This is a genomic window from Geobacter sp. 60473 (assembly GCF_036323535.1).
Classification (GTDB): Bacteria; Desulfobacterota; Desulfuromonadia; order Geobacterales; family Geobacteraceae; genus Geobacter; species Geobacter sulfurreducens.
In genome coordinates this window covers 2,586,545-2,607,314 of the sequence record NZ_AP028967.1, presented here as the reverse complement: position 1 = coordinate 2,607,314, position 20,770 = coordinate 2,586,545, and the positions used below count along the sequence as shown (strand labels likewise).

11 protein-coding genes are annotated in these 20,770 nt (G+C 63.6%); 10 read left to right on the top strand and 1 reads right to left on the bottom strand.

All coding sequences use genetic code 11. The features are described from left to right. Window positions 1-41: 41 nt before the first annotated feature. From AABA48_RS11830 to AABA48_RS11820, 3 genes are all read left to right on the top strand, one after another. Window positions 42-8,438: a CxxxxCH/CxxCH domain c-type cytochrome gene (locus tag AABA48_RS11830; RefSeq protein ID WP_286350618.1), complete on the top strand. Its 8,397-nt coding sequence runs from the start codon at window positions 42-44 to the stop codon at window positions 8,436-8,438. A gap of 250 nt (window positions 8,439-8,688) precedes the next feature. Further along, entirely contained in the window at window positions 8,689-9,729 is a 1,041-nt protein-coding gene (locus AABA48_RS11825) for an ankyrin repeat domain-containing protein (protein WP_214302712.1), read from the top strand. A gap of 49 nt (window positions 9,730-9,778) precedes the next feature. After that, complete coding sequence (locus AABA48_RS11820; RefSeq protein ID WP_286350617.1) at window positions 9,779-10,312, top strand: hypothetical protein; 534 nt, start codon at window positions 9,779-9,781, stop codon at window positions 10,310-10,312. Window positions 10,313-10,340: 28 nt separating this feature from the next. On the opposite strand, the gene AABA48_RS11815 is transcribed toward AABA48_RS11820, so the two are convergent. Further along, window positions 10,341-11,078 carry a tetratricopeptide repeat protein gene (locus AABA48_RS11815; RefSeq protein WP_254278154.1) on the bottom strand — a complete coding sequence of 246 codons (738 nt, stop codon included), beginning with the start codon at window positions 11,076-11,078 and terminating at the stop codon, window positions 10,341-10,343. 581 nt (window positions 11,079-11,659) lie between these two features. Here AABA48_RS11815 and AABA48_RS11810 point away from each other — a divergent pair. The 7 genes from AABA48_RS11810 (at window position 11,660) to AABA48_RS11780 (ending at window position 20,746) form a co-directional block, all read left to right on the top strand. Next, window positions 11,660-12,880 (top strand): LuxE/PaaK family acyltransferase, encoded by a 1,221-nt coding sequence (locus AABA48_RS11810; protein WP_286350616.1) that lies wholly within the window; start codon window positions 11,660-11,662, stop codon window positions 12,878-12,880. Beyond that, window positions 12,846-13,037, top strand: a complete 192-nt coding sequence (locus tag AABA48_RS11805) for a hypothetical protein (protein WP_010943521.1) — start codon at window positions 12,846-12,848, stop codon at window positions 13,035-13,037. Before AABA48_RS11810 ends, AABA48_RS11805 begins: the two co-directional genes overlap by 35 nt. Window positions 13,038-13,128: 91 nt before the next feature. Further along, window positions 13,129-14,472 carry a cytochrome c biogenesis protein ResB gene (locus AABA48_RS11800; protein WP_286350615.1) on the top strand — a complete coding sequence of 448 codons (1,344 nt, stop codon included), beginning with the start codon at window positions 13,129-13,131 and terminating at the stop codon, window positions 14,470-14,472. A gap of 47 nt (window positions 14,473-14,519) precedes the next feature. Then, the gene (locus AABA48_RS11795; RefSeq protein ID WP_286350614.1) at window positions 14,520-15,347 is read left to right on the top strand and encodes a cytochrome c biogenesis protein; all 828 of its coding nucleotides are present in this window, start codon (window positions 14,520-14,522) and stop codon (window positions 15,345-15,347) included. 36 nt (window positions 15,348-15,383) lie between these two features. Beyond that, a complete protein-coding gene (locus tag AABA48_RS11790) occupies window positions 15,384-15,737 on the top strand; it encodes a hypothetical protein (protein WP_010943518.1) in 354 nt (117 codons plus the stop codon). A gap of 354 nt (window positions 15,738-16,091) precedes the next feature. Further along, a complete protein-coding gene (locus tag AABA48_RS11785; protein ID WP_010943517.1) occupies window positions 16,092-17,603 on the top strand; it encodes a B12-binding domain-containing radical SAM protein in 1,512 nt (503 codons plus the stop codon). Window positions 17,604-18,091: 488 nt separating this feature from the next. Beyond that, window positions 18,092-20,746 (top strand): PKD domain-containing protein, encoded by a 2,655-nt coding sequence (locus AABA48_RS11780; protein WP_338270416.1) that lies wholly within the window; start codon window positions 18,092-18,094, stop codon window positions 20,744-20,746. Window positions 20,747-20,770: the final 24 nt, after the last annotated feature.

Here is a 20,770-nt window from a genome sequence, read left to right as displayed (position 1 = left end):
TGCAATAGACTTTCCGCCATCTACGCCACACGAGGGATTTTATGGAAACAGCGCTCGTCAGGAAAATCAGGGGAATGGGGATACGGACTAAAATCGGCATTACCGTAATGCTGGTGCTGGCCTGTTTCCTGTACCAAGCCATGTTCCGGCCCCTGATCGGCGATACGGCCACCAATACCTATTACTTCACCCTTGATTCTGCAGCCGTAAACCTGGGCGCCGACGGCTACACCACGACCAGGACCAGCCGCGACGGCAAAATTTCCATGAAACCGGGTGTCTATACCACTTCCCGGTACGTTACCGCCTCCGTCAGCACCGCCGAGCAGAACATGATCAGGGCCTACGGGCCGGTCTATGCCGCCAAGCAGACCCTCACCGCCCCGTCGGTCACCATCGGGATGCGGGATCGCAACGGCACCACCAACAACATGTACTGGAAGGCGTACGTGTACGCCTACAATCCGAAGGGGACCGCCAATAACGGCGTGCTGCTCTGGACCTCGGACGAGAAAGAGGCCCACCCGGCGGTCCAGACGCCGCTGGAACTGACGTTTACCAACCCCCAGCCGAAGGATGTCGAGGCCGGCTACCGGCTCAAGGTGGTCGTCACCTGCCGGATGGCGAGCACCTCGTCGTCGGCGCGCTTCTACTGGGGCAACAGCACCAACTACTCCTATTTCACCGTGACCGAGGCTCCCTATGTGGCCAACTCGGTGACGGTCAACAACCTGTCCGACTACTACAGCGGCCAGCTCGCGTCGGTGACCCAGGGGGACGGCGCTATCCCCATGCTCAAGATGGACCTGTACTCCAACGTGAGCGGCGGAGCCACCTGGAGCGGCGGCAAACTCGACAAGATCGGCACCAACACGAGCGTCTACGTGAACGAGGACGAGCCGGGCGACGTCACCTTCTCCATCTTCAAGGATGCCAACGGCGACGGGTTGTTCCAGAAGACCGACACCCAGGTCGGCGGGCCCTACACCTTTACCCAGCTCACCGGCCAGGCCTATGAGCTGGCAACCCCGCAGACCATTACCACGACGCCGCAGCGCTACTTCATCGTCTATAGTATCGCCCGGAACTCCACCTACGGCACCACCGTGGGAGCCCGGGTGGCCAACAGCTCCTACTTCGCGGTCACCGGCGCGGCCGGCGGCGTGGTGAACGTTACGAGCACCTCCTCCTCAACCCCCACCATCCAGTACGGCGGCACCGCGGTCACGAAGATCTATGCCGCGGACTGGGACGAGGGCACGACCCTGGCGGGGATTTCCGAAACGGGCGGCCCCTCCGCCACCGACACCGCCTGCATCACCAGCAACACCACCGGGTCAGGCTTCCCCCTCGTGGGCCTGCTCAATTACCCGAGCCACACCTGCGCCAGCGTTGCCGGGCGGGGATACTCCGCCACCACCGCCCAGCCCGATTTCATCAGGCTCTACTTCGCCGGGGCCGGATATCATTCGGTCATGAAAACCATCAAGGGCGGATCCTTTGTCTACCGGGTCTATACCCCCTTCGGCGGCGGCACGGTGACGCTGCAGCTCTTCTACGTGACCAGCGACGGGGTCAGGGTCAACGCCCCCATAACCTCCCGCTACACCACCGGCAGCTCGATCAGCCAGACCATCACCACCTCCCTGGCCGGACAGGATTTCAGCAATGTGCCGGCCGGCGCCCGGCTCGGCATCCAGATCGGCGTCACCGCCGGCATGCGCATCGGTCTCGGCAGCTCGGTCAATGCCCAGCTTATGGTGCAGGAGACTGCGGCCGAGAACGAAAACGTGGACGTGGGCAACGGCTCGGCCATTCCCAATGCCACTGTCTATGCCTCGGACGTCAATAAGGTCATCGACAGCTTCACCCTGACTGCGGCCAAGGCCAAGACGGTCACGGCCGTCACCATCAAGGGGAACGCCACGTTCACCGGCACCAATATCAAAGAGGTGAAGCTGTACGCCGATGCCGGCACCATCGGCACCCTTGACGGCAGCGACACCCTGCTCGGCTCCACCACCACGATTTCCGGCAACACCGCCACCATCTCCGGGCTCAACCTGGCGATCAGCACCGCGGTCAGGCGCTACCTGGTGGTGGTGACCATCGGCGATGCCCCCAACACCAACGTGATCCTCACCGCCGTTGTCGACGACCTGACGGTCGCCTCCACCGGGGGGATCGGGGTGGACAACGACAGTACGTCGGCCACGCTGACCATTCTGCCCACGACCACCCTGAGCGATTTCATCGTCGCCGAGCCCCCCAACGCGATCATTCCCTGGAACGCCGGGCCCACCAAAGTGGATGCCTTCGGGCTCAGGACCAACGGCGGCGTCAACGACACGATCCGCAACGTCACGGTCACCCTGTCGACCACCAGCGGGCTGCCGGCCGGCAAGGTCATCTCCGACTACGTGGGACGGGTGGATATCGTCACGGCCGCGGGCACGTCCCTGGGGCACCTGACCGCCCCCACCATGGCCGACAACTGGCAGGTCCCCACCAGCGGCCTGGCCGCCACCCAGGTCCCCACCGACTACTACGTGGCCATCACCCCCAAGGGGAACCAGGGGATCACCTTCACGGTCAAGGGCCGGGTAACGTCGGTGACCCATTCCAGGACGACGAACGCCCTGCTGGTGAATGATGCCGGCAGCGCCACCATTCTGATGGACGAAGAGCCTCCCAACGAGTCGTCCCTCACGGCCGTCACCGGTACCTACCACAACGACACCGATCGGGCCGAAGTCAACCTGAACTGGCTCGGCACCACCGATGCCGGCGGCCAGCCGGTCACCTACAAGCTGGTGCGCGGCCTGGGCAACGCGCCGGCCCCGCGTACCTGCACGGTGGATAACGTCAAGACCTTCCTTGCCTACCAGGGACCCGCCACCTCCGTTGCCGACAAGGGGCTGGACGAGGGGGTCAACTACGGTTATCGCCTCTGTGCCATCGACTCGGTCAATAATATCAACGCCGGCGTCATCGCCAGCGCAACGGCGGCCATCAAGAACCGGTGCAACGAGCTGCCGGAGCTGACCGTCAACCCCACGGCGTCCTATGTCAAGGCGGGCACCACCGTCAAGCTGACCATCGGCATCAAGAACAAGGATACCGGGGTCTGCGGACCCACCACCTTCAGCCTCGTCACCCATGGCACGAACATCGACGACAGCAACTTCACCGTTGCCACCTTCGAGGCCAACGACTTTGCCATTCCGACCAACAACGGCTCGAAATACACGCACCTGGACATCACGGCCAAGCCGGGAGCCATCGAGGGGGCGGTCAAGACCTTCCACGTGAAGGTGGTCAAGAGCAGCGGCGGGGAAACCGTGTGCCCCGATCCCATCGAGGTCGTGGTCAACAAGTATGGCACCATGATGCACAGCAGCCTGCAGCTCGGTACCCAGAAGTACGGCAAGTGGGGTGTCAACTTTACCTGCAGTACGTGTCATTCTCCCGACGCGACCAACATCAAGCAGGTCAGGAATGTGATAACCACGCCTACCGGACCCCGTCCGGTCCTCTTCGACACGATCTCCACGGCCATCAATGCGAATGTCGCGGGCGTGTTCGGCAATGACAGGAGGAGCGGCACCGCATCCACCAACGTGTGCGAGGTCTGCCATCACCGGGCCCGGTTCCACCAGTACAGCGCCGCCAAGGTTGCCTGGAAGGATCATAACAACAACGGCGACTGCCTGAAGTGCCACCCCCACAGCATCGGCTTCAAGACGAAAGCCACCGGCCAATCCTGCGACGACTGCCACGGCAATCCGCCCACCAGCTACGAGATGCTGGTGGTGCCGCCGACCGAGGTCCTGTATCCCTTTGCCAGCAATGCCGGCTCCCATGGGAAGCACAACGCGCGGCAGGTGACATGTACGGCCTGTCACAGCAACGCCAACCACCTGGTCACGGCGACCCCCGACATGCAGTTGAACCTGGGTTTCAGCGTCGCTAACGGAACCTTCCCCGGCTTTGTGGGGAGCGTCACCACGGGCACGATACGCACCCTCGCGCCGGGCAACGACTATTCCTGGTCCGGCGCCGCGGGCACCACCATCCAGCAGGCCCCCAATACCATCATGACCTGCAGCGTCTATTGCCACGGCTGGGAGGGCAACGGCGGCTACAACACCGAACCGGCCTGGACCGGCATCACCCAGGTGGGGTGCGGCTCGTGCCATGCCGCCACGGCAGATGTCCCGCCGCCGTCGGGGAGCCATGCCAAGCATGCCGGCAACGAGCCCGGCTACGGCAACGGCATCGCCTGCGTCAAGTGCCACGGCTTCCGCAACTATTCCACCAGCGCGTCCCACATCAACGGCAACGTGGAATGGGACCTCGCCGCCAACAGCACTACTGCCAGGTACGCCGGAGTCGCGGCAGGCTCCACCGGCGCCAAGGCCCCCACCGCCCCGGGCAGCTACGGCACCTGCTCCAACCTGTACTGCCACAGTGACGTCCAGTCCAACAACGGCACCGGCGGTCCCACCAGCTTTGCAACGCCGGTTTGGGGCGGCTCCACCAACTGCAACAGTTGCCACCAGGCCGATCCCAACACCACCGGCGGCCATCCCCAGCACGCCGGAGAAGAGGTGACCGGCTTCGACTGCCGCATCTGTCACGCCAACGGCGGGAGCACCAACTCTCTCAACCATGGCAACAGCAAGATCAACTTCATGTTCACGGGCCTTGGGGAGAATACCCACTATTCCTACAGTTCCGCCAAGACGCCCGGTTCCGCCCCCTACGGCACCTGCTACAACGGCAACTGCCACGGCGCCCGCCGGACCCTCGCCTGGGAGCCGCCGAACCACGCCGTTCCGCTCTGCGAGAAGTGCCACACCACCAGCCCGTCCGCCGCAGGGTTCTACAGCACCTCCGGACCCGGCAGCACCACGTCAAAGACCGATCCCTACGTGGGAGCGCACTTCCAGCACATCACCTCCATGCCCTTCAGGTATTCGGCCAGGATCGACTGCTCCGGCTGCCACCTGAAGCCCACGGGCCCCTACACCCCTGGCCACATCGATTCGGCCCTGCCGGCCGAGGTCATCTTCGGCGCCATTGCCGGCAGCGGCGTGCAGAACGGCTATTCCAGCGCAGAGCACCAGCCGTCCTACAACTATGCGAGCAGGGAGTGCAGCAACGTCTGGTGCCACGGCGGCGGCATGGCCTCCAACGTGGGGGCTGGCCCCTACGGCTCTGCCGTCACAGACGGCGCTTCCCTCGGCTCGCCGGCGCCCGCCGTTTGGAATTCTCCCTATCTCACCGGCGTGGGCACCAACGACTGCGTCAAGTGCCATGCTTTCCCGCCGGCAGCGCCGCTGCCCGGCTACACCCACTGGGACGACAACAACAACAGGCCGTTCGTCGCCAACCAGTGCATCCTCTGCCACAAGCACGTGGACAACACGGGATACGCCTTCAAGGACCCGAAACTGCACGTCAACGGCGTTGTGGACAGTTGCAATACCTGTCACGGCCGGCCGCCCGTCGACGAGGCCGGCATGACCATCCCGGCCGTGGGAGCCCTTACCCCCGGCATGGTGGGCGCGCACCAGGCCCACGCCCTCAATCCGAGCATCGGCAAGGATTGCAACGTCTGCCACTACCAGTACTCGCAGGAGATGCCGAGCTACGACATGGAGATGGGCTTCAACGCCTATGGCGGCAGGGTCACCAGCGGCACGTTCTACGGCTATTCGACCCTGTCCGACAACTACTCGCCGAGAATCGTCTACAAATCCACCAATGCGGGAACGGTGGTCCGCCGGACGACCAACGCGGATACCCTCAACACCTGCGCGAACCTCTACTGCCACGGCGGCGGAACGTCCACCCGGGCGGCGCTGCAGGGTGGGAGCAACACCAGGCCCAACTGGGAAGGCGGTTCGTCCCAGGCCGCGTGCGGCACCTGCCACGGCGTGACCGCCGACACCTACCATGCCACCGGGTCCCATGACGCCCACGTGAGCACCGCCTTTGGCAAGCCGCGTCTCGGCTGCTCCAACTGCCACGGCGTCAAGGAGAACAACTACCACGTGGACGGCAAGGTGGAGTGGGCGTTCTACAGCACGGCCCAACGCCTGAACCAGAAGGTCGCCAACCCGCAGTACACCCCGGCCGCCGGCAACGGCACTGCCGGTGCCAGCGGCGCGACCAACGGCCTGGCGCCGAGCACCGCCTTCGGCACTTGCGCCGTCTACTGCCACAGCGACGGCAGGGGCAACTACGCCAGCCCGCTGCCGGTCTGGGGCGGCGCGCCCATGAACTGCGGCAGCTGCCACAAGAACCAGACCTCGGCCTTCACCGACAGCCACCAGAAGCATTCCGCCAGCTCCGCCAACGGCGGCTACGGCATCGACTGCTTCATCTGCCACCTGGGTTCCGGTTCCGGCAATCCCAAGCACGTGAACGGCGACATCGACGTGGTCTTCAACTCTACGGTGGTGGGCGTGACGGCCACTTACGACAGCGGTGCCAAGAAGTGCTTCAGCATCCTCTGCCACGACACCACGGCGGTGGCCGGACCCACCTGGGGCGTCCCGAGCACCGGCACCTATGACGGCGGCACCCACAAGCCCACCTGCATCGGCTGCCACAGTGGCGAGGTGAACACCCGCGCCGCGGTGATCCCGCAGTTCGGCGGCGAGTCGCACCACGTGCAGGGCGTGCAGATCAGCAACACGGTCTGCTACCAGTGCCACTGGGAGGCCAACGCAAACGGCACCGCCAATACGACCTATCACACCAGAACGGCCGGCCAGCCGGTCAACCTGGTCATCCGGACCACTACCTCAAGACCGGTAGCCTACACCGAAGGGAGCACCGGCACCGCCTATACCTCCAACGGCACCCGGACGGAGCTTGCCAAGCTCAACAGCAACTGCCTCGGCTGCCACAATGCCACCAACGCGGCCAGCCAGCCCTTCGGCGACGGCATGACGCCGACGCGGTACGCATGGGACGGCAAGAGCATTGCCGAGCGGTACAGCGTTGCCACTACCACCACGTGGGCCAAGGTCACCGGCAACAACACGGTGGCCAAGAGCCTCACCAAGGCCTATTCGGCCCACGGCCGCGCAGACCTGAACCAGCGGGGCTGGACCGTCGGGAACAGCACCACCGGCGAGGTCTATGCCAATACCAGCGGCACGGTCAACGTGCTCTGCTATGACTGCCACAACTCCCACGGCACCAGCGCCACCGGCATCATGAGCAGCTACTCCAGCGCCACCGGCCGCAACATGGGCGGTATCCTCAAGGCAACCAGCAATGGTATCGGCGGCTACACCGCCGACTACACGCCGTATGCGGGGGGCGATGCCGTCGAGCCCAACAAGAACGCCTACAACCCGGGTGCGGCCCTCTGCTTCGACTGCCACAATACCGCCAGCGCCGGCGCAACCGCTCCCTGGGGGTACGGTCCGACGGCCAGCGGCGGGACCTTCGGCTCCACCCAGGCCATCTACGGCTACCACGATACGCCGTACTTCGGCAGCGGCACCTTCGCCAACACCCAGACCTATGCCTACAAGGCATTGAACCCCGACAACAAGGGCGGGCACTTCGGCGCATCCTCCAGCCTGACCACCACCGCCGCCAAGCCCATCAACGGCCTCTGCACGCCGTGCCATGACCCCCACGGCGTGAGCCCGTCCCTGGGAGCCAACCAGGCCTATGCCGTACCCCTCCTCAAGGGGACCTGGGTCACCTCGCCGTACAAGCAGGATGCGGCGCCGGCCAGCAAAACCGAAGCCCGCGGCGGCGGCAAAAAGAGAAGTGCCATGAACGTCGGCAGCACGCCGGGCTACCGGATCGACCAGAACAGCATGGGGATTGCCGCAGCAGCGACACGCAGCCAGTGGACCTTCCCGGGCACGCCCACCACGCTGCAGCCGAGGACCGAGGCGGAATTCGCCGGCCTCTGCATCGGCTGCCACGCCAAGGCCGACCTCAACAACACGGCAGCGCCGGCCACCTCGAACTGGAAGACCATGCGGCGGGTCCACAACACGGTCAAGGGATGGGCGACCGCCAGCGGGGGCAATGCCAACAACAAGGTCCACGCCTTTACCTGCTCCAAGTGCCACACGCCGCACAACGCCAGGCTGCCGCGCCTGCTGGTGACCAACTGCCTCGACGTGAAGCACCGCGGCCGGGCGGCCTCCGGCGGCAGCATGACCGGCCCCGCATCCCAGAGCGGATCCAGGGGGGCAGGTGTGGGTCGCTTCCCGCAGGGGGGCGGCGGTACGGGAGACCAGCCCTTGGGCACTGCGGGCAAGTGGTTCTTCGGAAATGCCACTCAATCTACCAACATAACCACAAACAGCCAGACCCTCTGCCACCAGAGCGCCACCGCCGGCGGCTCGACCTACTCGCAGGACGGGCAGTTGTGGAATACGAAGTCACCGTGGTAGGAACGCTACACACCGGATAGTGCACCTGCGGGTGCGGAAAGGACGTGATCAGATGAAAAAGCGCAGCTATGTCAAACCGCGGATCGTCGGCTCCGCCAACGTGCATCCCTGTTAGTCGACAGTCGGCCCGAGCACGGAGAGGTGAGGCTGCAGGGTGCCCCACCTCTCTTTGTTTGCAGCAGCATGGGGGCGCCGGCCGGGAGAGGACGCTGCGGCTGCGGCCCCACGCGGCGCGATTCAGGAGAAGGGAATGATAACGAGACTAGTGCTGGCGGCCGCCGGTGCCGCGGTGGCGCTGGCCCTCCCCGCGGATGTCCGTGCCTATGAATGCGAGCAGGAAGCGACCACGAAGCTCATGACGGACATGATCGTCGATCTGGGGGGGCACGACGCGGTACGCAGAAACAGCGGCAAGACCGTGCGTTGCGGCGACGGCGGGACCAGAAGGGTTTCGATCGTCAGGCGGGGCGCGACCACCACCTATCGCGGCGACTACCGCAACTGCCGCGAACGGGGCTTAACCCGCGACGGTTTCTATGAAATCGTCTTCAAGGGGGACGAGATCGTCAGCAGCACGTCGAAACGCTCCGTCAACGGCGAGCTCTTTGACGCGGCCATGGAGGGAAACGCGGCCGGGGTGCGGAAGCTGATCCGGGCCCGGGCGGATGTGAACTACACCGAAAGCGTCGACAGAACCGAGGGCGGCACCATTGACGGGGTCTCTCCCCTGATGGTGGCGACCATGGCGGGGAGCCTGGATACGGTGAAGCTGCTGGTTGCCAATGGTGCCTGGGTGAACTATCTGAACAGCATGGCCGTCAATGCGCTCTGGATCGCGGCCCACAACGGACATCCGGAGATCGTCAGGTACCTGGCAGGGCGTGGGGCCTACCTCAACAACAGCAATGTCGAGGATGTCACGCCGCTGATGGCGGCCGCCATGAACGGCCACCTGGCGGTGGTGAAATTCCTGGTGGGAGCAAAGGCCGACATCAATGCGGTGCACAGGGACGGGGATACCGCGCTCATGTTTGCCCTGGCTCAAAACCGGACTGATATCGCACGGTTCCTGATCGATGCCGGGGCGGACGTTGCTGTCCGGAACAGGCACGGCGTCACCGCCCTGCTGATTGCCGTTGCCGAGGGTAACGAGGAAATCGTCAGGGCGTTGCTGGAGCGCAAGGCGGATGTCTCTGTCCGGACCGCTGACGGAAAGTCGGCCCTGGACGTGGCCCGGGCCAGGGGGATGGACGGAATCGCGAAGCTGCTGGAGGCGGCCGGCAGTTACTGACAGCGTGCTCCCGCTGACGGAAACGGAGACGCCGAGGGAGGTGCTGGAGATGAGGATTCCGTTCACACTGGTTTGTCTGCTGGCTGTCGGCCTGTGGGGGCCTGAGATGCGCGCCTCTGCCGCCGGAGCGGGAGTGGTGAATTTCGTCAAACCGGTCGTGCCGCCATCTGCCCGGGATGCCACCGATGACGGCAAGGGCAACCCGCTCTGCGGGGATGGGCTGGTGTTGCAGAAAAACGGGCGCTGCTGCCCCGAGGGGACCGCCAATGACCTCTGGCCCGGGGTGTGCACCCCCGTCGGGACCATCGAGGACCAGCTCTTTAACCAGGACGATATCACCTACTACTGCCCCAGTGCCGACATGTACATTGTCAGCGACAGGAACAGGAACTGGTTTTCCTGCGCGGACAGCGGGTCGGTGCCTCTGTATGCGGCGGCACGGCAGTCCGCGTTCTGCCGTGACCACGGGTATGGCTATCTGTTGAAGATCAGGCCCTGGGGGGTGGCCGGCTGCGTCCGGGTCGGCGACAGCCTGGGTGACGGCTGCATTGAAGCCGGCACCTGCTCCTTCAGCGGCCCGTAGCCGCCGGCAGAACCCCGTTCAGTCCCATTTACTGGCTCAGGCCCGCCAAGTCCATTTGGGCTTTGGTGTGCCCGCCTTCCGCGGCCTTGCGCAGCCATTTCACGGCTTCCGCCCGATCCTGCCTGACGCCTTCGCCCTTGAGGAAAAGGAGCGCAATGGTGTACTGGGCCCTGCTGTGCCCCTGCTCCGCTGCCCGGAGATACCACTTCGCCGCCTCGGAGATGTCCTTCTTCAGCTCCCTGCCCGTCTCGTACATGGTCGCTATTTCGTACTGGGCCCTGATGTTTCCCATCTTGGCCGCCTGCTGCAGCCATTTGACCCCCAGCGCCACGTCCTGTTTGACCCCCTTTCCGGTGTAATACATGTCGCCCACCTTGAACTGGGCGATCGCCATTCCCTGCTCGGCAGCCTTCAGATACCAGTTCAGGGCGGTTACCGGGTTCTCTTCGACGCCGCGCCCGTTGTCGTACATTTCTCCGATCCGGTGCTGTGCTTGGTCCAGGCCGAGATCTGCCGCCTTGTGGTACCACTTCAGGGCCTCCTGCTTGTTTTCGGGGACCCCGAACCCGTTGTCGTAGAGGGTTCCGATCCGGTAACAGGCCTGGGCGCCCCCGTCCTCCCTGTACTCCCGCAACGCCGTCTCATAGTCGCCGTTCCGGAATGCCTGCTGCCCGGCGGCAAAATCTGCCCGTGACAGCGACGGAAGGGCAAGAACCAGGGACAGGCCGGTAGCCAGGGCGATCTTTCTTGTGGTGCGATTCAGCATGCTTTCCTCCGGTGATGTCAGTCTGTACCCGCGCCAGAGTGGGTTTGCCCGCGTTGCCGCGGAGCTCCGGGGCGGCACGGGCCCCTTTTTCGCCTTGCCGGAGAACGATTCGTCCGGATTCGCACATCTTTGCCAGAAATGTACCAATCGTGGGCAGGTTGAAGGTGCCGCGGCCGCCGCAGCGAATGCGGGCGGCCTGCCGCGGGCTCGGGGCCGGGGACGGAGTGCGGGCAAGGCTCTGCATTGGGTCTGGTATATTCTTTGCTTTTAATTGGTGCTTTTGCATAATGGGCCTCATTTGCGGTGAAACAGCGGTGACTTTGTGGTTCGCATCGGCTGTAATCCGGTTATTCGGGTCGATTTTTGGCACGTTCGATCACCTGAGGCTATTCGCCGGCCTGTACGCGAAATCACGTGACCGTACCGGCGGCGGAGCTGCCTGTCCCGGCCGTTGGCCTGCCGGCAGCGCTGCGATGGAAGATAAAGGTGTTGGGAAATTTTGACTAACGATTTATGATGCGCGCTCCGCCCTTGCTGACGCAGGTCGGCTTGCCTGGCGTGCCGCGGAAGGAGATCATTTGTTGAAAGACTACTCGCTCGAATCCGACTTTGTCCGGGAACTGGACCGGGACATCCTCTCCTACGTGGAAAAGGGGCTGGAAAACCGTGACGAGGACGGATTCAACGACCTGGCGCTGCGCTGCTTCGAGCTCCAGTTCAATACGGTGGAGCCCTACCGCCGCTTCTGTCTCGACAAGGGGAGGTTGCCCGGAAAGGTGGAGCGGTGGGAGGATATCCCGGCGGTCCCGTCCATGGCCTTCAAGAAGTTCGTCATGACCTCGTTTCCGGCGGAGCGGGCGGAGCAGCGCTACTTCACCAGCGGCACCACCGACCCCCTGAACAAGGGGAAGATACTGCGGGACCCGGCGGGGGTGACCCTCATCAATGCGGCCAACGGCCTCCTCACCAGGGAGTACGTGTTCCCCGACGTGGACCGGATGCGCATGTTCCTCATGGTTCCCTCTCCCGACATCGCGCCGGGCATGGGGATGGCGGTGGGGCTGGATGTGGTGCGGCGGATGTTCGGCTCCCCCGACAGCCGCTACCTTATCGACCGCCGGGGCCTGGACCTGACCTTCCTCCTGTCCGCGCTCATGGAGGCGGAACGAACCGGTGAGCCGATCGTCATCATCGGGTCGACCGCCGGTTTCGTCTATTTCATGAAGGCCTGTGAGCGGGACGGGGTCCGGTTCCGGCTTCCCCCGGGCAGCCGCCTCTGCGACGGCGGCGGCTATCTGGCCCAGTTCGGGGAGTGCTCCCGGGAGGAGTTCTATCTCAAGTCAGCGGAGATCCTCCAGGTGGACGAGCACCACTGCGTGAACGTCCTCGGCATGGGCGAGGTGAGCACCAACTTTTTCGATAATGTCCTGAAGGATCACCTGGCCGGACGTCCCCTTGCCAGGGCCAAGGTCGTTCCACCCTGGACCCGGACCCGGGTGGTGGACGTGGAGACGCTCGAACCGGTGCCCGACGGCGATCCGGGGCTGCTGCGCCACTACGACTTGGTCAACCGGGGGATGGTGGTGGCCGTCCAGACCGACAACGTGGGATTCATGACCCCCGGCGGCTTCGAGATCATCGGCCGCTGGAAGAAAACCTCCTGGGAGCTGGAAACCGAGGCCATCAAGCAGGCCCACGGTCCCCGCTTCATGACCCCCATTATCGAGTTCCTGTTGAAACGAAGTCTCAAAAAGGTGGGTAAGCTCCATGATAAGATTACTCGAACGAATGCGGGCCGCTGACGGGTCCGGGGAACGGATCTCCGACAGGATGCTCGGTACCGGCGAGGCCATGTGCACCTGTGCCGCCCTGGTGGCCGACATGATCATCGATGCCGGTCAGGAGGGGGCATCGGTCGCGGCCCTGCTGGAGAAGGCGAAGCGGGAGGGCGCGGGGTAGGAGCTCCTGGCGGAGGGTACTGTGCCTCCGCGCCGGATTCTTCCGTGCGTGGTCCGTTGGCGGCCCGTGCCGCCCGATGCAGGTTGAGGATATGATCAAACGTTTCTTTCTTGCCCGCTCAACGGTTCTGACCCTGATCATCCTGGTGCTGGGAGCGGTGGTTGTCGGCTATCTCTTCCCCCAGCGGTTCCTGCTCTCTCCGGCGGGCATGGACCGGTGGGCGCTTGACCACCCCTTTCTCGCAACCCTTTCGCGCACGCTGGCACTGGACCACGTGTACACGTCGCCCTGGTTTGCGGTCCTCCTGGCGCTGTTCATGGTTTCGCTGCTCTTCTCCACCTGGGAGCAGTTCACGCGCGCGCTCCGGCTGACCCGGGAAGGGGGGGGCGGCGGCAAAAGCCTGGTCTTTGCCTGCGCTCCGGAAACGGTTGCCGCCGCTGCCGGCAGGCTGGGCTATCTCCGGGTCCGCTCCGATGGCGATTCGATCCGCCTCGTAAAGAATCCCTGGGGCTACTGGGGCAATGTCCTGCTCCATCTGGGCATTGTCGCGGCAGTGGCTGCATCGCTTGTCATCCTCCTCTATGAAAAGCGGGGGTCGGTCGATCTCCTGGAAGGGGAGGTCCATGGTGCGGGGGATCCGTGGACACGGCAGGATATGGGGCTGCTGGCGGGGACATTCGCGCTTCCCGAGGCGGTGCGTCTCGACCGTGTGGTCCCCGAGTTCTGGCCCAACGGCAATCTCAAGCAGCTCACGACCGATTTCACGTTCATCGGCCCTGACGGCCGGCACAGCCCCTACTCCATGCATGTCAACAAGACGATCCGGCACAGCGGGATCAGGGTCTTCCAGGGCAAGTCGTTCGGCAGGGCCTTCTACGTGGGATTTCAGGATGCGAACGGGGCCTGGCAGGGCGATATCTTCATGGTCGACAGCCGCTTCACCGGCGACGACGCCCCGTTCAAGGACTTTACGGTCCCCTGGACCTCGTCGACGATCAGGGCCAAATACTATCCCGACAGTGACCGGCGGGCGCCCGTGGGTGACCACCCCCTGCTCCTGCTGCAACTGGTGAAGGCGGGGAAGGTGGTGGAGGAACTCTCCCTCACCGCCGGCGCGTCCGGGACCCTTGGCGGCCATCCCGTCACTCTCGTAAAGTCGGAGTGGTGGGGCGGTATCATTTTTATCGATACCACGGGCATGGAAGGAATATTCTTCGCCTTTCTGGTCATTGCCCTCGGCGGGGGGATGAGTTACCTGTCACCGCCCCGCGAGCTCCTGGCCGTGAAGGAGGGGGAGGGATGCCGGCTCGCCTGGCGTGCCCCCCGGTTCGCGGAGCTCTACCGGGAGGAGTTCGAGCGCATCTGCCGCGAGTGCCTGCCGGCGGACGAGGCAGCCGGCGGGGACCGGGTACCGGGCGGGGGGCATCGGGGATGAGCCGCGTACGGCGCGGCCACACGTTCACACAGGGGTAAGGAGTACTCATGGATTCATCCTTTGCGCACATCACCATAATTCACTGGGTAGCGGTGGTTGTCTACGTCATCGCCACCATCTTCAACGTATCGGGCCTCATGTTCCGCAAGGAGCGCGCCGTTGCCGTCAGCGAGGCCCTGGTGCTCGGGGGGCTCCTGGTGCACGGGATCGGCATCCTCTGGTGGTGGAAGATCGTCGGCCACGGCCCCTACATCGGCCGGTTCGAGGTCCTTTCCTCCCACGCCTGGGCCGTGCTGGCCCTGTTCATGGCATCCTCACGCTTTTTCCCCCGCATCAAGGCGGCGAGCATCCTGGTTTTCCCGGTCACCTTCCTCATGATCGCCGTGGGCCTGTTCATCGAGCCCCAGGCCAAGATGCTCCCCCCCACGCTGAGGAGCGTCTGGCTCGTCCTGCACGTGATCTTCTACAAGATATCGCTCTTCACCCTGCTGGTGGCCCTGGCGTTCTCCCTCTTCTACCTCCTCCGGAAGCGGACCGGGATCTCCTGGCTCCAGCGGCTCCCCGAACTGGAGATCCTCGATATCCTGTCATTTCGTTTTGCCGGCTTCAGCTTCACCTTCTGGGGTATCGCCATGGTGGCCGGAAGCATCTGGGCATACCAGTCGTGGGGGCGTTTCTGGGGCTGGGATCCGGTGGAGACCTGGTCCCTCATGACATGGATTTCCTTCGGTATTTACCTCCACCTGCGCCGTTTCTTCGGCTGGAACGGTGAGCGGGCGGCCTACCTCTACCTGATCTGCTTCGTTCTCTCGGTGATTTCGCTCCTCTTTACGCCGCTCATCGGTTCGTCGATCCATTCGGAGTATTTCAAGTAGAGATCCGGCGACCCTGCCTTCAGAGAGAGGCCTTGCATGAACGTGAAAAATGCAGCAGTGATTCTCAACGGCTTTGTCCATGACTTCGCGGCCGGCATCTGGCTTGCCGCCATTGCCGCCATTGTCCTGATCCACCGGATGCACGGCGGGCAGGCCGCGGAGATCGTTGCGATTCTCAACCGGCTGGAGCATATCTTCTTCTGGGCCAGCGTCGTTGCCATGGTGGTGATCATGGCCACGGGCGCCGGCCGGACCTTCACCTATGTGGAGAACTGGTACGGACCCGATGCGGAGAAGGTCCGCCGCCGGATGCTCATCATCAAGCACCTGGTCCTGTTTGCCGCGTTCGGCGCCGGTTATCTGTGCGTGTACGGCATGGTATTCCATTGAGGCATGGCCCCGCGTACGGCACTGGCGGCCCGTTTCCCGCCGTTGCAGCATTTCCCGGGCACGCACTTCTCGACGCAGCCCTGCCGCATACGCAACGGCGCCCAGCCGATGCTGCAGGTCAGTGACGCATCCGGCGGCTTCATGCGCGAACAGCCTCCCAGTCTTTCGACGACCCGGCTAAATGACGTTTTTCTGCCGTGACTCCACCGGAACCGCACTGCAGTTCCTTTAGGAGAAAATCGTTGTGTTCCGGTGAGGAATGTGGGATTTTTGAGTTTTTATTAAACGCGGTCCATTTTTTGCTTTAGGCAACCCGTTGCGGTTTCCGCCTGTTATGGAATAGAGGAGCTATTGATGAAAAAAATAAAGCGTGTGGCGCTCATCACGCCCCCCTATCACTCGGGGGTCGTGGAATCAGCCGGCACCTGGCTTAATGTCGGATTTGTCTACATCGCCGGGTCTCTCAGGGCAGCGGGGTATGAGGTCGATTACTATGATGCCATGTCCCTGTGGCACACGTGGCCCGACATCAGGAGGCGGATCGAGGCGTTCCGCCCCGACGTGGTGGCCACCACCGCCTTCACCGCGTCCATCGTCGACGCGATCAGGCTGCTGCGCTTCGCCAAGGAGATCGATCCCGGCATCGTGACCGTGCTCGGCAATGTGCACGCCACCTTCTGCTACGACGAGATCCTCGCCCATGACCACGACGCCGTCGACTTCATCGTCCGGGGCGAGGGTGAAGTAACGCTGCCCCGGCTCTGTACCTGCCTCAATGCCGGAGACGATCCGTACAAGGTGGAAGGGCTCGCCTTCCGGCGGGACGGCGGCGTGGTGGTAACGCCGCGGGCGCCTTACATTCACGACCTTGACGGGCTCCCCATGGCCTGGGATCTGGTGGAATGGCCCATTTACACCTACCGGGCAAAGAACGACGCCCGGCTCGCCATCGTCTCCTCGTCCCGGGGGTGCAAGCAGCAGTGCTCCTTTTGTTCCCAGCAGCTCTTCTGGTCACAGTCGTGGCGGGCCCGCTCCGCCGAGAACTTCGTGGCGGAGCTTGAGATGCTCCACACCGTGCACGGCGTCCAGGTGGCCATGCTTTCGGACGAGATTCCCACCTTTGACCGGCAGCGATGGGTCCGCATCCTGGACCTGATGATCGAGCGGCAGGTTCCGGTCAAGCTCCTCATGGAAACGAGGGTGGACGACATCCTGCGTGATGCGGACATTATGGACAGGTACCGGGAAGGGGGCGTCGAGCATATCTACGTGGGGGTGGAGGCCGGCACCCAGGAGACCCTGGACCTTTTCAAGAAGGACACCCAGGTGGAGCAGTCCAAGCAGGCTATCGACCTGATCAACAACGCCGACATCGTCTCGGAAACCTCCTTCGTGCTCGGCATGCCCGACGATACGCCGGAATCCATTGCCCAGACCATTGAGCTGGCCAAGCACTACAATCCCGACATGGCCTTTTTCCTGGCCATAGCGCCCTGGCCCTACGCCGAGCTCTATCCCCAACTGGAGGAGTACGTGGCCACCAAGGACTACCGCAAGTACAACCTGGTGGAGCCGGTCATCAAGCCGAAGCACATGACCCTGGAAGAGCTGGAGCGCCAACTCGGCAAGGCGTCCCAGCAGTTTTTCATGCACAAATTCCAGAACCTGCACCAGCTATCGGCATGGAAGCAGGAATTCATGCTCTCGGTACTGGATCTCCTCATCAATCATTCCTACCTGGCCGGCCAGATGCGGGCCATGCTCAAGGAGGGAAAGGAGATGCCGGCCGAGGTAAAGGCGCTGCTGCGCGCGGTCGGCGAGCGCACGGGCGCAGCCCATCCCCACGCGGTTGCGCCGATCCCCTGATCGTCCCCGCCACTGTTCCCCCGGACACGGCTTTTCACGGCCCGGTCTTATCGCGAAGATGACCGGGCCGTTGTGTTTTCTTTTGCTCCCGGCAACCATAACCCTGTGAGGACACTCGCGTGTGTCGAATTTTTGAAGGCATCTGTCATTCTGTGGGCAGTTTGGCACAAGTACTGCTTAGCGTTCTCTCATGTGCCGTCAGTTGCGCAGTTACATTGCATTGTCCGGCTATTTCGCCGGACATGACGGTTAAATGACAGTTGAGATGCCGCACTTGTTTGATTTTATGCGTGTTTTGAGGAGCCTTTCCGTATCTCTGTAAACGCTGCAATGTGTTGATTTGTCGTATTTTTTCCCTTGTTTTTTTAAGTAAGATGCGTTAATTTGTTCCGCCTGTGATGTGTTTTTGACATCGCTGTATATTGAATTGTGTATTTGTATTGTTAACCCGCCAGTGTGAAGAATCATTGAAAGGAGGACTTTGCGCTTTGAACAGGTCGAGGATTATCACCATTTTCCCGCAGATTCTGATGTGCCTGTGGGGGGTAGCCGTCATGCTGACGGCCGGTCCGGGAATTGTCCGGGATGCCCGGGCTCTTGCCGCAACCGACTGCACGACGTGCCACACCGGGAGCACCTACGGCTCTATTCCCCAGCAGCACCATGCGGTAGCCAGCAGCAAGGGCATCACCTGCCTCCAGTGCCACCGGGCGATTCCCGACGGATCGGGCGGATTCACCATCGAGGTGATCACCGACTGTATCGTCTGCCACGGCCAAGTGGACCACGCTGCGGCCCACAACATGGTTGCCACCGCTGCCGATTGCGCCCAGTGCCACACCCAGACCCCCGTGGCCGAACACCTGAGCAGAACGTCGTCCTGCTCCACCTGCCATTCCAGCGCGGCTCCCGCGGTGCAGAAGGCCATCACCGACGGCCGGGCCGGCGTCATGGTCAACTGTATCACCTGCCACGGCGCGGTAAACCACATCACCCAGCATGACAGGGCATTCCCCTCTCCCGACTGCGTGCAGTGCCACGCCCAGGGGGTCGTCTTCGAACACCTGAACCGGACCTCCACCTGCGCCACCTGTCACGCCAGCACCCAGCCCGCGGTGCAGAAAGCCATCGCCGACGGCCGGGCCGGCATCGCCGTGTACTGTGTCACCTGTCACGGCACGGTGAACCACGTGCTTCAGCACGACAAGGTTTCCACGCCGGCGGATTGCTCCGGCTGCCACAATCAGGGGCCGGTCCAGGAGCACACCAACCGGACCTCCACCTGCGCCACCTGCCACAACAGTTCCAGCACCACGGTGCAGCAGACGATCACCCTCGGCCGGACCGGCACCATGGTTTCCTGCGCCAACTGTCACGGCGCCGTGAACCACATCCAGCAGCACGACAAGGCCATGGCCAATGCCGACTGTGCCCAGTGCCACAACCTGGGGGTGGTGAACGAGCACCTTTCGCGGGCTTCAACCTGCGCCACCTGCCACTCGAGCGCCGCTCCCGCGGTCCAGCAGGCCATTGCCGCCGGCAAGGCGGGCACCACGGTCTACTGCTCCAACTGCCACGCGAACGTGAACCACGTCCAGCAGCACGACAAGGTGACCACCCCTGCCGATTGCGCCTCGTGCCATGGCCAGGGCGTGGTGTACGAGCACACGAACCGCTCTTCTACCTGCGCCACCTGCCACAACAGCACCAACGCCGCGGTGCAGAAGACGATAAGCGACGGCCGCGCCGGGATCACGGTCTCCTGCGCCAGCTGCCACGGCGCGGTTAACCACGTGGCCCAGCACGATCAGGCGCTTGCCTCTCCGGCCTGTGCCCAGTGCCACACCAAGAGCGTACTCGACGAGCACCTGACCCGCACGTCTACCTGCGCCACCTGCCACTCCAGCAGCAGCACGGCGGTCCAGCAGGCCATTGCCGCGGGGCGGAACGGCCAGGCGGTCTCCTGCGTGGACTGCCACGGCCAGGTGACCCACCAGAGCGCCCACGACGGCAAGGTGCTGGTCCCGTACGGCGACTGCAGCTCCTGTCATATTCCGAACCTGGTTGAGCTGCACGCTGTGAAGGGCTTTCAGTGCGCGGCCTGCCACGCCAGCGACAACGCGTCGGTGACGGCGGCGGTGCAGAAGGGGCTGGGCGGCACGCTGGTCTATTGTGCTGACTGCCACAGCGCCATCGGCGGCTTCGGCAACCACGCCGGGCAGCACGACATGGTGGGACTGCCCGCCCCCAACTGCGGCCAGTGCCATTCGGACAATGCGGTGACAGCCCATGAGAAGGCCGCCACACCGGTCTACTGCAACGGCTGCCACACGAGCACCAATGAGCTGTACGTCAAGACCATCAGCGACGGCATGGCTGGAATCCAGCAGAACTGCCGCAGTTGCCACACCATGATCCACGGCGGCGCCAACCGGGGCCCTTCGGCCAACGCGGGGGCTGACCGGACCGTTACTGTCGGCCAGGCCATCACCTTCTCCGGTTCGGGCTCCAGCGATCCTGACGGAAGTATCGTGGGGTATGTGTGGAACTTCGGCGACGGCACCACGGGAAGCGGGGTGAGCGTCACCAAAACCTACACCACGGCAGGCACCTACACGGTGACCCTTACCGTGACCGACAACAGCGGCGACACGGCCAGCGACACGGCGGTGGTGACGGTTCAGAGCCAGGCGGGCAGCAGTTCGGTGTTTGCGGACCAGGTGCTGTACCTGCAGCGGCTGAGCAGCGTCACCTCCTCTGACAGCAACAGCACCGACCTGACCTCGAAGTTCCGCGACAGCAACCTTGCAGACCGGTATCTGCTGCAGTACAGGAGCGGCGAGAACTATGTCATCGCCATGAAGCTGAACCGCGACGCCCTGACCGCAAGCAAGGTAGTGCTGCGGCTGTATGTCTCCTCCATTAGTTCGTCGCGGACGCTGAGCATCTATCCGTACCAGTCCAACGGCACATCGGTGAACAGCAGCTACTCGGTGAGCTACAGCACGAGCAGCGCCGGCTGGAAAGATATCGACGTCACCTCCATCGCGCAGCGGATGAACGGCTACGGCTGGATGAAGTTCCGTGTCACCACCACCTCGAGCAGCCTCTACGTTGCCGAGGGGGCCTTCCTGGTGCAGTAGCGGGGAGGCGAGACGTGAACCACA

Coding starts and splice junctions, on each gene's coding strand:
- AABA48_RS11830 (WP_286350618.1), top strand. CDS start 42: ATGGAAACAGCGCTCGTCAGGAAAATCAGGGGAATGGGGATACGGACT.
- AABA48_RS11825 (WP_214302712.1), top strand. CDS start 8,689: ATGATAACGAGACTAGTGCTGGCGGCCGCCGGTGCCGCGGTGGCGCTG.
- AABA48_RS11820 (WP_286350617.1), top strand. CDS start 9,779: ATGAGGATTCCGTTCACACTGGTTTGTCTGCTGGCTGTCGGCCTGTGG.
- AABA48_RS11815 (WP_254278154.1), bottom strand. CDS start 11,078: ATGCTGAATCGCACCACAAGAAAGATCGCCCTGGCTACCGGCCTGTCC.
- AABA48_RS11805 (WP_010943521.1), top strand. CDS start 12,846: ATGATAAGATTACTCGAACGAATGCGGGCCGCTGACGGGTCCGGGGAA.
- AABA48_RS11800 (WP_286350615.1), top strand. CDS start 13,129: ATGATCAAACGTTTCTTTCTTGCCCGCTCAACGGTTCTGACCCTGATC.
- AABA48_RS11795 (WP_286350614.1), top strand. CDS start 14,520: ATGGATTCATCCTTTGCGCACATCACCATAATTCACTGGGTAGCGGTG.
- AABA48_RS11790 (WP_010943518.1), top strand. CDS start 15,384: ATGAACGTGAAAAATGCAGCAGTGATTCTCAACGGCTTTGTCCATGAC.
- AABA48_RS11785 (WP_010943517.1), top strand. CDS start 16,092: ATGAAAAAAATAAAGCGTGTGGCGCTCATCACGCCCCCCTATCACTCG.